Source organism: Enterococcus sp. DIV1298c (assembly GCF_017316315.1).
Taxonomy (GTDB): Bacteria; Bacillota; Bacilli; order Lactobacillales; family Enterococcaceae; genus Enterococcus_B; species Enterococcus_B mangumiae.
Map to the genome: position 1 here is coordinate 1 of NZ_JAFLWG010000017.1, position 12,591 is coordinate 12,591.

Consider the following 12,591-nt stretch of genomic DNA (forward strand, 5'->3'; position numbering starts at 1 on the left):
GGACTCTTGCAAACGATCATGGCGTTATTCTTTATTTGGTTGATCAAACTATAAGACGAAAAAACATCAACACGCTGAAGTAAAATAAGTTCAGCGTGTTGATGTTTTTTAGTTATACGTTTCCGTCACAATCAATGAAGTAATACATTTTCCAGTACTAATAGTTGCCGTTTGATCACTAACCCGTTCTCAGCTTTTCCCATATACCCAGTCAATTGACCATTTTGTCCGATCACTCGGTGACAAGGAATGACGACTGGAAGAGGATTCAAACGATTGGCTTGCCCAATGGCACGAGCCGCTTTTGGTTGGCCGATGGCTTCTGCTACTTGTTTATACGTTCGACTTTGTCCATAAGGAATCGTTGTGAGAACTCGCCAAACCTTTTGTTGAAAAGCTGTCCCTCTCTTGAAAGATAAAGGTAAAGTGAACACTTGTCTTTCACCTGAAAAATATTCTTCAAGCTGTTGTTTTGCTAAAGATAGGATTTCAGCATCTGCTTCTTCATTTTCGGGAATCCATTCAAAAGAGACAGCAGTTAATCCTTTTTGATCTGCATCCAGCCACAAAGGGCCGATCATAGTTTCGATTCTCATCTCTGTCCGCCCATCCTCATAAGTTGGGCGTTCCTCCTCATCGGTTATTTCCCTAATCATCTATGATTCGTAAAAAAAAAGCAACCTAAAAGTTTATTTAATGCCACAGAGATGGTACACTGAATAAGGCACTTATAACATCTATTATCTTTGTTATTTAAGCATACTTTTGTTTATATAAGATATATGAGAAAAACATGCTTGAAAGGAACGAAAATATGAAAATATCAATTGTCATCCCTTGTTTTAATGAAGAAAAAACTGTCCCACTTTTTTTTGATGAAGTCGAAAAATTTCGTGGCGACTATGAATTCGAGTACTTGTTCATCGATGATGGGTCAAGCGACGGTACATTGGCAGCCATTAAAGAATTAGCAAACGCACATGAATCCGTTCGTTTTGTCGCTTTTTCACGAAACTTTGGAAAAGAAGCCGCACTATATGCCGGACTTCAAGCTTCCACAGGAGATCTAGTCACTGTCATGGACGTCGATTTACAAGATCCTCCGGAATTGTTACCAGTAATGATCGATAAAGTCATCCACTCCGATATCGATTGTATCGGTACACGCCGTTCCACTCGAGAAGGTGAACCAGCAATCCGTAGTTTCTTTGCGAAAAAATTTTACCAACTGATCAATCGCATCAGTGACACAGAGATGGTCGATGGGGCAAGAGATTACCGCATGATGACTCGCCAAATGGTGGATGCCGTCTTAGAATTAGCTGAATACAATCGCTTTTCAAAAGGACTATTCAGTTGGGTAGGCTTTAAAACGGAATATCTCTCATTTGAAAATCGTGAACGAGTAGCCGGCGAAACTTCTTGGTCTTTTTGGAAATTATTCAATTATTCAATCGACGGCATCGTCAATTTTTCTGACACTCCATTGACGATTGCCTCATTTGTTGGCGCATTGTCATGTATCGGTTCAGGAATCGCTATCCTCTTTATTATTCTACGAGCATTATTATTTGGCGATCCAACATCCGGTTGGCCTTCACTCGTCTCGATCGTTTTATTCATCGGCGGGATCCAACTACTTTGCCTTGGTATCATCGGGAAATACATCGGGAAAATCTTCCTTGAAACAAAAAAACGTCCGGTCTATATCGTACGGGAAACTGAAAAACAAAAAGCCCACCAACTTGGTGAGCAAACAGACAAGTAATTAATGAAGAAGGCTATCCTTTAAATTAGAGGGTAGCTTTTTTTACTCTCCTCTTTAAATTTTGGCATATTTATATACGTCTAATCTATTAATATAAAGAAGCAAATACTTTAAAATCGCTTATTCATGACTTGTAAATAGTTTTAGTACAAAAATACTTGTTTATGCGATTATTTTTTTCATAGGATACATAGTCACTTGATGCTCTTTCACTTCCTCACTGAATAAAAACAATTTATCTGCTTCGATCCTGTACTTATGATCTTTGATCACATTTGCATAGTTCACACTTGCTGGATTTGGTTCTAAATAGAAGTTATCTTGATTAACTGAATATATTCCAGCATACTCTATCAGCCCAGACAGATTGATTCGCTGTACTTCACCTAATTCATTGAAGATCAAGATACCTCCACCCTCCAGTTTCTAGGAATACTTGATCAAGAGATCTTGTAACTGATCATGGGAGATATCACTTTTTATTTTTAATTTCTGATATGCTTCATCGACTTGTCCAGAGACAGGAAAAGCTTTTTTGTATTCCTCGAATGTTAGATCTTCTGAATCAGCTATTTCCTGTGGTTGAGAGCTTTCTTTTGTTTCTGGAATGTTGTCACTCATTTCAGATTGTTTTGTATTTGTTTCGCTACTGCAACCGACCATTAGTAATAGAAATAGTAGAGTGGATATTATTCGCTTCTTCATTCTATTTGATTATTCTCCTTTCGTTTCAAACAGTAAAGTAGTTAAATTATTAATAGCCTATTCAAATAGTTAATTGATATAATCCAATTTTGTAAAATCAGTTCTACGTACAACACTATTTTGAAAACTTCTCTAATTGCTTTATCGATTCATGCTTTACAAGTTAGAACGTGTGCTAAATTTTTACTAATCCCTTTGACTACTTCCCTTCAATTAATTCACTGCCAATTTTTTATCCTTGATTTCAGAAACTCTCTTCACCAAAATAATAGAGCATAAAAATGGGCGCCATCTTCTTATTATGTACATTTACATAAATATAAATATGTAATATTAGTTATTTAATATTTACATACTTTCTATTCATTTCTGCTCAAGTTATCTACTTTTATGTACATGTGATATGAAACAAGAATTTAGAATCATGCATGACAAAAGGCAAAAATATATGTTCCTATTTTTGCCTTTTATCTCGTATTTATAAAGAAAGTGATTTTGACTTGTAACTCCCTATCGATTGCAGTTCACCTTTTATCCTAAACTCTCTGTCAATCGCCGCAATCCTTCTTCCAATTTCTTCCGTGGACATCCCACATTCAATCGTAAAAAATTACGACTGGTTTCTCCATACACTTCGCCAGACATGATTGCTACCTTTCCACGTTCGATCATGCGTTGTTGAAGCTGTTCCATATTGAATGGTACTTGCGAACAATCGAGCCACATCAAGTAGGTGGCTTCGCTTTTTGTCACGATGATTTCTGGATGATGTTGTTTGAGGTACGTAGTGACAAAAGCAATATTGTCATCAATGTACTGATTGAGTTCAGTGACCCAACTGCCTTCCTTTTCATATGCTGAAATCGTCGCAACTAATCCAAAAATACTCGTTGAGCTGAGTCCATCAGCTTCTTTCATCTGATGCAAAAATCGTTGACGTAAAGATGGATCTGGGATCAATCCGTAAGAAAAAATCAACCCAGGAAAATTAAAGGTTTTACTTCCTGATGTGACGACTGCGACATTTTTTTGGATGAATTCTGTCAATGGTCGATGCTGTTGTCCTTTTCTTAGAATGTCCATGTGGATCTCATCCGAAATGATGAATACCTCGTTTTTTTTGGCAAGCTCGATGATGTTCACTAATTCCTTTTTTGTCCACACTCTACCTGTTGGATTATGGGGACTACACAACAACAAAATTTTATTCTCAGGTCGCTCAAGTAACTGGGACAAATTTTCAAAATCCAATTGGTAGGTGCCATTTTGATAGATCAATTCATTCATTACTAGCTTACGATCATTTCCAGCAATCAGTTTATAAAAGGCATCATAAGCCGGTGTCTGTATAATGACGCCTTCGCCAGATTCACTTAATAAGCAAATCAATTGTTTGATACTATAGATAACGGAAGGACTATACACCAACCAGTCTTCGTCGATCTGGTGTCCAAAATGCTCTTTGTACCAATGAGCAACTGCTGCTTTGAAATCTGAGTGATTCCAACGAGTATAACCAAAAATTGGATGTTGTAACCTTTCTAGGAGCGCAACTTCAACGCCTGTTGGTACTTTAAAATCGGTATCAGAAATCGTAAACGGCAAGAGATCATTTTTACCGAAGCGATCTTCAATATAATCCCACTGCGTACAATACGTCCCTTTCCGATCGATCTGTTCATTGAATGACATCTTCTACACTCTCCTGACCTTAGAACGACAAGATATCATCCAATTGATTTCTTACGGTCGTCACTTTTGTTCCTATAATGACTTGCACATTCGTATCATCCAAGTGGACCACACCTAATGCGCCTAATTTTTTCAGTCGGTCATCGTCAACGATCGATCCGTCATTCACCACTAACCGTAGACGCGTAATACAATTATCTAAAGAAGTAATATTCTCAGCACCGCCTAAAGCAGCCAAGATCCCATGTGCATCAACTATGCTTTTTCCTTTGTAGGAGACTTCTTCTTCCGTATATTCTGTCTCAGCAGTCGCTTCTTCACGTCCTGGTGTTTTCAAGTTTTTGCGTAAAATCACTGTTTTGAACGTAAAATAATAAATCCCAAACCAACAAGCCCCCACAAGTAAAACCAGCCACCATTTGGTGTAAGAGCCTTGCATAACTCCGAAAATAATAAAGTCTAAGATGCCACCATCGGTATTACCAATCGTTACCCCTAATAGACTCATGACCATAAACCCGGCACCAGTCATCAATACGTGGAAGCCCCATAGAAGCGGACTGATAAATAGAAATAAGAATTCGATCGGTTCGGTGATCCCTGTTACAAAGGTAGCGATCACACCTGAAATCAGCAAGCCTTTGATTTTCGAACGATTCTCTGGCCTTGCCGTTTGATACATCGCAAGAGCCGCGGCGGGAAGCCCAAACATAAATGTTGGCATTTTCCCTTGTGAAAGAAAAGCAGTGGCACTAGGCGAGATCGTCAGTCCTTGTTGCAATTCATTATAAAAAATATTTAGTGCGCCAAAGACTTCTTGTCCGTTAATGACCTGACTTCCGCCAGCTTCTGTAAATCGGATCATCGATACTAAAATATGATGTAAACCAAATGGCAACAATAGCCGTTCTCCTGAACCGAATAAGAATGGTCCAAAAGCCCCAGAACGTTGGATCAAATTTCCGATCCCAGTGATCAACATGGCAAAAATTGGCCAAACCATTGGAATCAACACACCAACGATTGCTAAAGTTACTGAGGTAATGATAGGCACGAAACGTGTTCCTGAGAAAAAGGCAAAACTATCTGGTAATTGAAATTGGTAGAATCGCGTATGCAGCTGATAAACGATCAGCCCGACAATGATCCCACCCAATACACCCATGGATAAAGTTTGGATGCCAAAAACCATTTCTTGACCTGCTTCACGTAATTGTTCACTCGCTGCCAATTGATTCGTTTCTTGCAAATAAAAATTGATCGATAATTGCATCACTACATACCCGACAAAACCTGAAAAAGCAGCCACACCTTTTTCTTTACGTGCTAAGCCTAATGGTATCGCCATCGCAAACATCACAGGTAAATAGCTAAACGCAAACCCGCCGATCGTGGACATAAACCGAAAGATCACCTGTAACCAACCAGCACCTAAAAATGGAAAAGCAGTGATTGCTGATTCAGCGGAAAAAGCACTCCCGATTCCGAGGAACAATCCCATGAAGGCTAACAGTGCGACGGGCAACATAAACGTTTTTCCTAACCCTTGAAAAATCTCCATCCAACTTGCTTTCTTTCCTTTTTGCATTCCTTTGACCCCCTTACTCTATTTCTTACCCTTAAAATGTAAGCGATGACAAAAGCGGTTGCAATAGTTCCTGTACATGTAGAATAAGCATTCATAAATTAGAATCTTCATTCTGCGAGGCCACTTGTTTCGCATAGTGGATCATCAAAATATCTAATAAAATGTCCAATGAAACTCTTGGACTTAAATCAATATTTTGATGATAGATCGTCAACATTTCCGCAATAAACGCGACCGTCGATAATTCTTCTAATGAACTTGTGGGTTGACCAATAAAGGAAAGTAACGGAACCTTTCGCTCCTTTAATCGTTTGGCATAATCGAGCATTCCTAATGTTTCACCACTATGACTAATAAAAATCGCAAGATCTTCTTTTCCTAGCTGTTTACTCACTGCCCGCAACTCGTCCCAATCGGTTGAATGCCCCACATTTTTACCAAGAAAATGCAATTTTCGATTAAGCGAAACAGCGACAGGTATGCTTTGTCCTAAGGCAAACAGTTCAATGCGTTGTGCTTGTCTAATCATGTTGCTTGCCTGATCGATTTGTTTTGGCTCGATTTTATCTAAAGTCTCCGTAAACTGGCGAAGAATCTCATTGATCAACGGCTTGAATTCATTTGATGAATCAGTTGGATCACTCGTTTCTTCTAAAGATCGATAACTTTTTAGTGCGAATTTAAATTCTTGAAAGCCTTTGAAGCCAAGTTTTTTTGCCATCCGCGTAATAGTCGATTGACTCGTAAATGTCTCGGTCGCTAATTCTTCGGCTGTCATTGAGGAAACTTTTTTTGATTGATGTAAACAATAATCTAAGATATTTTTTTCCACTTGATTCAATTCAGAAAATTTATATTGGATCCTCTTATAAAATTGGTTCATCGTTTTCTCCCATTCCGGCAGTCTCTCGCCTATTCACTATAGGTTCTGTTTTCTTATTATTGTACCCAAGAAACCAATAAAAAACGAGTGTTCAAAATAAACGTTCTAGAAATAAAAAATCCACGAAATCTAAAAAAGATTTTCGTGGATTCTTGTCTATTATTTTAATGATTTTGCTGCTGCTTCATCTAAAATCACTGTGATATTTGGATGAGTCATCAAAATGGATGCAGGAATTTCCTCTGTTACTGGTCCTTCAATGACTTGTTTAATAATCTCTGCTTTATGTTCCCCATTAACGATCAATACTAACTGTTTCGCTGCCATGACCGTCTTTGGTCCAAATGTCACGAAGTAATCCCCAGGTTCTTCTCCCAGATGTTCTTGCAACGATTCGTACATCTGATCTCCAGGAATGACTGGAATACTGTATGTTTCCTTGCTAAAATCCGTGTATCCTGGCATATTCCCGCAAAAATGACCATCCTCACCAAGCCCCATCAAAACTAAATCCAAGCCACCTACTTGAGCAATTTTTTTGTCAATCTCCTGATAATTCTCAATAGTCAATTCGTGAATATTCTCAGCAGCAACTCCGATCGGATCATAAAGAGCTTTTTTTAGTCCTGACATAGTCAATCCATACTGCTTATCCTTCAGCGCCACTTCATCAAAATTATAATAATGGATCATAGATGTATCCATCTGTAATTTACTAAGCTTATCAACCAAAATCTCATAAGCCATCTTAGGCGAATTTCCTGTTGTCAAAGACAAGTTCACTCTTCTATGCTTCAACATCTTCTCTAAGACGATCCCTGCTGTTACTTCACTAAGTGTTTCATAATCTTTTGCAATCACTAAATCCATTGCTGTCACACTTCCTTTCAATCAATCATTTAGTTAAAGTTTAACAGTCTGAGGGCGTTTTTGGTAGCGTTTTCTGTTAAATAGAATTTTTAAAGAATAAAAAACAATTATTTGTTGTTATAACATCTGTATCATCTTGCTCCAATGCATTTGTAATAGATTGTTTTCTTTCAAAAATTTATTTAAAACTACTTTTCAAAACAAAAATATACATAACATTTTAATTGAAATATCTCAAAAAAATAACAACCATTTCTTATCTATTTTTTTTACATAACTGATGGATTTTGCTACGATTATAGGGAATAGTAAGGTAAAAAACTAATCATCAATCAATAAAATAATATAACTGTCAAAATTTACGGCGTAAAAAGAAAACGATTCTAAGTAATCTGAAATAGTTTTTTTATCAAATAAAGAGAATCGTTTAGAAAATTTGCTAGGATTTACAACACGTTTATGCTAATTAAAATACATCATTAAGAAGTGAGGGTAATATGTATGTTTAATCAAAAATTTGGTTTTATACCTAAAAAAACAGTTAAGTTTGACGGATCAGTAGTGAGCATAGGAAACTTTGATATTACTAAAGAAGACATAGTTTGTGTATATTTCCGTCCTTTTAATTTTTCAAAAAATGAATGGGGAACAGTCTATTTTTCGCTAAATGGCGAAGATTACGACTCAGCAAAATTAACTACAAAAAATGTTTTCAAATTTACAAAAAAACAAACAGATTCGGTTTGGGATTTTCTTAATCTCTTAGATATTGAAGTTGTTCAAAAGCCTAATGATCTCGGCGCTGTTCCCTCGACAATAAGCACTAGATCAAATCAGGTTGTTACATGTCCAAACTGCCAATCAATGAACCTAAATTTTATGCAAAATAATCGAAAAAATTTTTCTGTAGGTAAGGCAATCGGCGGGGCTGTTTTAACGGGTGGCATTGGGACTCTAGCTGGATTTGCTGGGAAGAAAGGAAATAATCAATGGCATTGTACTGATTGTGGAAATATATTTGAAACTAGCAATAAAAAATAATTTTCGACCCTCCGTTCAAATATAAATAAACAATAGACTTATTTTGTCACACCTATTGTACTAAATAGAATCGATTCAATCATGAATATTGAAGAAAAAGCAGCTAAACAATTCAACTCAAAAGCACCAATAAAATTGCAGAAACTACAGTAAAAAGAAAAAACATTCATTGAATCTAATGAATGAACTTTTCGTTTTCAAAAATCTCTGCCCACAAACCTAAAAAAAGTAAAAAATACTGTCAATATCTCGAAATAATCTTTGATAGGACGGTGTTTATTTAGTATACCAACTGTAGAGATCGAACCTACAACCTACGCATTACGATTAACTAACCTCTATATTTATAAATCTTAACTTTGATAAAACAACTACTTTATCACATATATTTTTTTATATTTACTTTTCATCAAATAATTTAGACATTTTTAGGCCTATAAAAATAGCAAGTAGCTTGAACGCCGGTCTATTTGCTTTGGAGGATAATTCTTTTATATCATCAGTTGTAAAAGGAATTGATGCTACACTTCCTAAGGATAATGAAATGAATCATCAATAACAATAGAAGACTAGTGATTATCTCCCTCTTCATAACTAATTTGAGTCTGTAGAAATAGTTTAGGCAAAAATTAAGTTCAGGATATGTAATTAGGACAAATACTATTACTAGTATGGACATCATTTTAGCAGTTATATTACCGAGTAAGAATCAAATGAAGAGCGTTGGCAAGGATTTTTTATTTTGTATTATATGATATCATGGGATACTTGTGAGAAATTCATGAAGAGCCTGATAGCTTTTTCAGAAGCATTTATAGTAACATTAGAGATTGAAGATTTATATAACTTGATAAAAGACCTAGATTCTGCCGAAGATTGATAAAGGCAGAACCTAGGTCTTTTTCAGTCTAAAATAGTTTTTAAATTTCCCCTCCGAAAACCGGGAAAAAACTAGAGTCACCATAATCTTGAATCTGCTCGATATGTTTTAATTTTTCCATATCTTCTTCGCTTATCACAAAATCAATCTCCGCATTCATCTTCATATGTGCAAGATTAGCCGTTTTTGGTAAAACAACAGTTCCAAGTTGAAGATCATAGCGAATACACAATTGTGGAACTGAGACGTGGTATTTTTCTGCTATTTTCTGAATCGCTGGATTTTTCAATGCTTCTCCATGAGCAATTGGAGAATAGGCTTCCACTAAAATATCATTGTGTTGGCAAAATTCAATTAATGAGGACGGTGTATTGCTGATATGAACTAAAATTTGATTGACCATAGGTTTGATTCTGCTATTATCTAAAATATTTTGCAAGTCATCTTCTAAAAAATTAGATACGCCGATTGCTCTAACTTTCCCCTCATCGTAAGCATCTTCTAACGCTCGCCACACTTCAATATTTTCTTTGAAATAGCGATTTGCTCCACGAAATTCTTTCCACGGTTGTGGGCTATGAATGATCATTAAATCAAGATAATCCAACCCCATTTTTTCAAGAGTTTCATCAATTGATTTTGCTGCACTATCATAGCTTTTTTCTTCCGCAGCTATTTTGGACGTCACAAAGATTTCTTCACGAGCTATATTGCTTTCACGGATTCCTTTACCGACACCCACTTCATTTCCATAAGCTTGCGCAGTATCAATCAAACGATAACCAACTTTCATGGCATCTTTTACTGCTTTATCAGCTTCTTGATCTTCAATAAACCAAGTACCCAATCCCAATTTAGGGATTTTATTCCCATTGAAAAGTGTATAGTACTCTTGTAACATTTCGTATCACTCCTTATAAATTATTATAGACCTCATCTGTTACTTCTTCTAACCATTCAGAGCTACCAGCTGTGATCGCAATATGTGTAAACCAACTATCTTTAGTAGCCCCATGCCAATGTTTAACTCCGTCTTTTATAACGATTACGTCACCTGATTTCAAATGTTGTGCTTCTTTACCAAACTCTTGGTACCAACCTTCGCCACCGGTGACCAACAATAATTGATAACCATCATGATGAATATGCCAATTATTACGACAACCTGGTTCAAATGTCACATTGCCGACATTCACTGAGATTTCTGAATCAGCCACTAACATTTCCAAATAACTTTGGCCTATAAAATATTGCGCATATTCATCGTTTTTTTTACCGATTGGAAAAATACTGTCATTTTTTATTTCTTCATTTTTGATCATTCTTGTCTCCTCTTCTCTAATCGTTATAAATTTCTTTTGCTAAATTAAACGCTGACCATGCTTTGGGCCATCCAACATAAAAAGACAAATGTGTAATCATCTCGGAAATTTCTTCTTTTGTAATACCATTGTCTCTTCCTATTTTCATATGAGCTGGTAGTTGCTCAAAATTACCACCAGCTATTAACGCTGAGATAGTGATCAAGCTACGTTGATGGGGTGCCATTTCTTTTTCCCGAGCCCATATTTCACCAAATAATACTTCATCATTTAACTCTGCAAATTTGGGTGCAAATTCACCTAAAATATCATGTCCAGCTGTTTGTTTTTGCATGCTTTAAATCCTCCTGTCTATTATTTGATTCATAAAATTGAATGAGCCAATTTTCAATCGCTTTATCTGACCGAAGTACTCGTGAGCCTCTGATCGGCAATCCAGTTTTAATCGTACTGGCGGGAGCAAGTATTTTTAAATCAAGTAAACTTCGCCCAAAGCCACTTCCTTCATGGGTACAAAAAGGATAGATCAACTTATTAGCCAAATCTGTTTCTTGTAAAAAAGACACAATAGGCTTCGGCAATGTTCCTAACCAATTTGGGTATCCTAAAAAATCGGTATATTTTTGTGGATAGGCTGTAACGGGGACAATTTCTACACACGGACATTCCAGCTGACGGCTGATTTTATAAGCGACTGTTTCGGTATTTCCTACTTGAATAGATTGAATCTTCCCATTGATTAAATGCTCTCCTCTATGAGAAAAATAAACAACAATTGGCAACTTATCACTCCCTAAAAAGGCTGTAACATATCTCTTATACAAGTTATGTTACAGCCTATTTATCCATATATCCAATACCTATTATAAAATCAGCTATGCCTTAAAAGCATGGTTAAAGGTGTCGATAAATTGTTTGACTAAAGGTGAAATCACACGATTCTTCCTCCATACCAACACACAATTTGTTTTAATTTCCGGTTCCAATAAAATAAATCGAGTACTTTCTGTCATACGATCAAGGACTGCCCCTTCAATTGTAAGTGCAGCTCCCACCTGGTTTTCAACCAGAGAAAATGTATTAAAAATAAGATTAAAGGTGCCCGCAATTGTTAATTCTTCAAGTGGTTCACACATCCATTCGGCTAGCATCTTCTGAACCTCTGCTCGTTGAGAAATCAATAATGGTACTCCAGAAAGATCATCTGGGGTTATCTTGTCTTTTTGTGCGATAAATAAATTTTTTGACACAAGTAAGCCCCAACGTTCGGCACGTGGTAGTTGCAAAGAGAAGTACTTTGCAGTATTTATTGGTTCTAATAAAATTGCAAGATCTAATAATCCTTTATCTAGCTTTTCGCTAATATCGTCACTTGTTCCACTGTATAAATGAAAAGACACTTGAGGATAATCACTGATAAATTCTTCCAGCATCATAGCCAAAGTGTCAGAGTTATCAGCTTCTACGCAACCAATCAGTAATTTACCACTCAATAATTCATTTTTGTGGTTTCTAAATTCTTCTTCTGTTTGTGCTGTCAATGAGAGTATCTCTTCTGCTCGGTTTTTCAGAAGGAAACCGGCTTCCGTCAAAATCATTTTTCTACCACTGCGAGTAAATAGAGTGACTTCTAACTCTTCTTCCAATTCCTTCAATTGTCTACTTAATGTCGGCTGAGTAATGTTTAAGTCTTTTGCCGCTTGAGATATGGTTCCTTCATTGGCAATTGCCAAAAAGTATTTCAGTAATCTAAGTTCCAATACATTTCTTCCTTTACATATACTTTTCTCTGATTTCTTTCTTTTTCAGAGCATCACTAACTAGTTAGCGAATTTATGATTT

The 12,591-nt window shown here is 36.4% G+C and carries 14 protein-coding genes; 2 read left to right on the forward strand and 12 right to left on the reverse strand.

Annotated features, from left to right (window positions below; all coding sequences use genetic code 11):
• Positions 1 to 131: 131 nt before the first annotated feature.
• Positions 132 to 596: a methylated-DNA--[protein]-cysteine S-methyltransferase gene (locus JZO83_RS04990; protein ID WP_207115115.1), complete on the reverse strand. Its 465-nt coding sequence runs from the start codon at positions 594 to 596 to the stop codon at positions 132 to 134.
• Positions 597 to 814: 218 nt separating this feature from the next.
• On the opposite strand from JZO83_RS04990, the gene JZO83_RS04995 reads away from it, so the two are divergent.
• Positions 815 to 1,768 (forward strand): glycosyltransferase family 2 protein, encoded by a 954-nt coding sequence (locus JZO83_RS04995; RefSeq protein ID WP_207115116.1) that lies wholly within the window; start codon positions 815 to 817, stop codon positions 1,766 to 1,768.
• 162 nt (positions 1,769 to 1,930) lie between these two features.
• Here the strand turns inward: JZO83_RS04995 and JZO83_RS14365 are convergent, their stop codons facing one another.
• The 6 genes from JZO83_RS14365 to JZO83_RS05020 all read right to left on the reverse strand — a co-directional run bounded on the left by JZO83_RS14365 (position 1,931) and on the right by JZO83_RS05020 (position 7,506).
• A complete protein-coding gene (locus tag JZO83_RS14365; protein WP_242542425.1) occupies positions 1,931 to 2,173 on the reverse strand; it encodes a hypothetical protein in 243 nt (80 codons plus the stop codon).
• Positions 2,174 to 2,194: 21 nt separating this feature from the next.
• Positions 2,195 to 2,473, reverse strand: coding sequence for a hypothetical protein (locus tag JZO83_RS14370; RefSeq protein WP_242542426.1), 279 nt, complete (start codon positions 2,471 to 2,473; stop codon positions 2,195 to 2,197).
• Between the two features lie 531 nt (positions 2,474 to 3,004).
• Positions 3,005 to 4,165, reverse strand: a complete 1,161-nt coding sequence (locus JZO83_RS05005) for a MalY/PatB family protein (protein WP_207115117.1) — start codon at positions 4,163 to 4,165, stop codon at positions 3,005 to 3,007.
• A gap of 19 nt (positions 4,166 to 4,184) precedes the next feature.
• A complete protein-coding gene (malX, locus tag JZO83_RS05010) occupies positions 4,185 to 5,753 on the reverse strand; it encodes a maltose/glucose-specific PTS transporter subunit IIBC (RefSeq protein ID WP_207115118.1) in 1,569 nt (522 codons plus the stop codon).
• 91 nt (positions 5,754 to 5,844) lie between these two features.
• Positions 5,845 to 6,636 carry a MurR/RpiR family transcriptional regulator gene (locus JZO83_RS05015; protein ID WP_207115119.1) on the reverse strand — a complete coding sequence of 264 codons (792 nt, stop codon included), beginning with the start codon at positions 6,634 to 6,636 and terminating at the stop codon, positions 5,845 to 5,847.
• Between the two features lie 159 nt (positions 6,637 to 6,795).
• On the reverse strand, positions 6,796 to 7,506 hold the full coding sequence (locus tag JZO83_RS05020; protein WP_207115120.1) for a glucosamine-6-phosphate deaminase: 711 nt from the start codon (positions 7,504 to 7,506) through the stop codon (positions 6,796 to 6,798).
• 501 nt (positions 7,507 to 8,007) lie between these two features.
• Between JZO83_RS05020 and JZO83_RS05025 the strand changes: the two genes are divergently transcribed.
• Positions 8,008 to 8,547, forward strand: a complete 540-nt coding sequence (locus tag JZO83_RS05025; RefSeq protein ID WP_207115154.1) for a hypothetical protein — start codon at positions 8,008 to 8,010, stop codon at positions 8,545 to 8,547.
• A gap of 920 nt (positions 8,548 to 9,467) precedes the next feature.
• Here the strand turns inward: JZO83_RS05025 and JZO83_RS05030 are convergent.
• From JZO83_RS05030 to JZO83_RS05050, 5 genes are all read right to left on the reverse strand, one after another.
• On the reverse strand, positions 9,468 to 10,328 hold the full coding sequence (locus JZO83_RS05030; protein ID WP_207115121.1) for an aldo/keto reductase: 861 nt from the start codon (positions 10,326 to 10,328) through the stop codon (positions 9,468 to 9,470).
• Positions 10,329 to 10,341: 13 nt separating this feature from the next.
• Complete coding sequence (locus tag JZO83_RS05035) at positions 10,342 to 10,749, reverse strand: cupin domain-containing protein (protein WP_207115122.1); 408 nt, start codon at positions 10,747 to 10,749, stop codon at positions 10,342 to 10,344.
• Positions 10,750 to 10,765: 16 nt separating this feature from the next.
• A complete protein-coding gene (locus JZO83_RS05040) occupies positions 10,766 to 11,083 on the reverse strand; it encodes a carboxymuconolactone decarboxylase family protein (RefSeq protein WP_207115123.1) in 318 nt (105 codons plus the stop codon).
• On the reverse strand, positions 11,058 to 11,531 hold the full coding sequence (locus JZO83_RS05045) for a flavodoxin (protein ID WP_207115124.1): 474 nt from the start codon (positions 11,529 to 11,531) through the stop codon (positions 11,058 to 11,060). Before JZO83_RS05045 ends, JZO83_RS05040 begins: the two co-directional genes overlap by 26 nt.
• 93 nt (positions 11,532 to 11,624) lie before the next feature.
• Positions 11,625 to 12,509 carry a LysR family transcriptional regulator gene (locus JZO83_RS05050; RefSeq protein WP_207115125.1) on the reverse strand — a complete coding sequence of 295 codons (885 nt, stop codon included), beginning with the start codon at positions 12,507 to 12,509 and terminating at the stop codon, positions 11,625 to 11,627.
• Between the last annotated feature and the right edge of the window lie 82 nt (positions 12,510 to 12,591).

What these genes read in the sequence shown, in the direction of transcription:
- JZO83_RS05035 (WP_207115122.1), bottom strand. Translation starts at nt 10,749, where the DNA reads ATGATCAAAAATGAAGAAATAAAAAATGACAGTATTTTTCCAATCGGT.
- JZO83_RS05015 (WP_207115119.1), bottom strand. Translation starts at nt 6,636, where the DNA reads ATGAACCAATTTTATAAGAGGATCCAATATAAATTTTCTGAATTGAAT.
- JZO83_RS05025 (WP_207115154.1), top strand. Translation starts at nt 8,008, where the DNA reads ATGTTTAATCAAAAATTTGGTTTTATACCTAAAAAAACAGTTAAGTTT.
- JZO83_RS05030 (WP_207115121.1), bottom strand. Translation starts at nt 10,328, where the DNA reads ATGTTACAAGAGTACTATACACTTTTCAATGGGAATAAAATCCCTAAA.
- JZO83_RS04990 (WP_207115115.1), bottom strand. Translation starts at nt 596, where the DNA reads ATGAGAATCGAAACTATGATCGGCCCTTTGTGGCTGGATGCAGATCAA.
- malX (WP_207115118.1), bottom strand. Translation starts at nt 5,753, where the DNA reads ATGCAAAAAGGAAAGAAAGCAAGTTGGATGGAGATTTTTCAAGGGTTA.
- JZO83_RS05005 (WP_207115117.1), bottom strand. Translation starts at nt 4,165, where the DNA reads ATGTCATTCAATGAACAGATCGATCGGAAAGGGACGTATTGTACGCAG.
- JZO83_RS04995 (WP_207115116.1), top strand. Translation starts at nt 815, where the DNA reads ATGAAAATATCAATTGTCATCCCTTGTTTTAATGAAGAAAAAACTGTC.
- JZO83_RS05040 (WP_207115123.1), bottom strand. Translation starts at nt 11,083, where the DNA reads ATGCAAAAACAAACAGCTGGACATGATATTTTAGGTGAATTTGCACCC.
- JZO83_RS14370 (WP_242542426.1), bottom strand. Translation starts at nt 2,473, where the DNA reads ATGAAGAAGCGAATAATATCCACTCTACTATTTCTATTACTAATGGTC.
- JZO83_RS05020 (WP_207115120.1), bottom strand. Translation starts at nt 7,506, where the DNA reads ATGGATTTAGTGATTGCAAAAGATTATGAAACACTTAGTGAAGTAACA.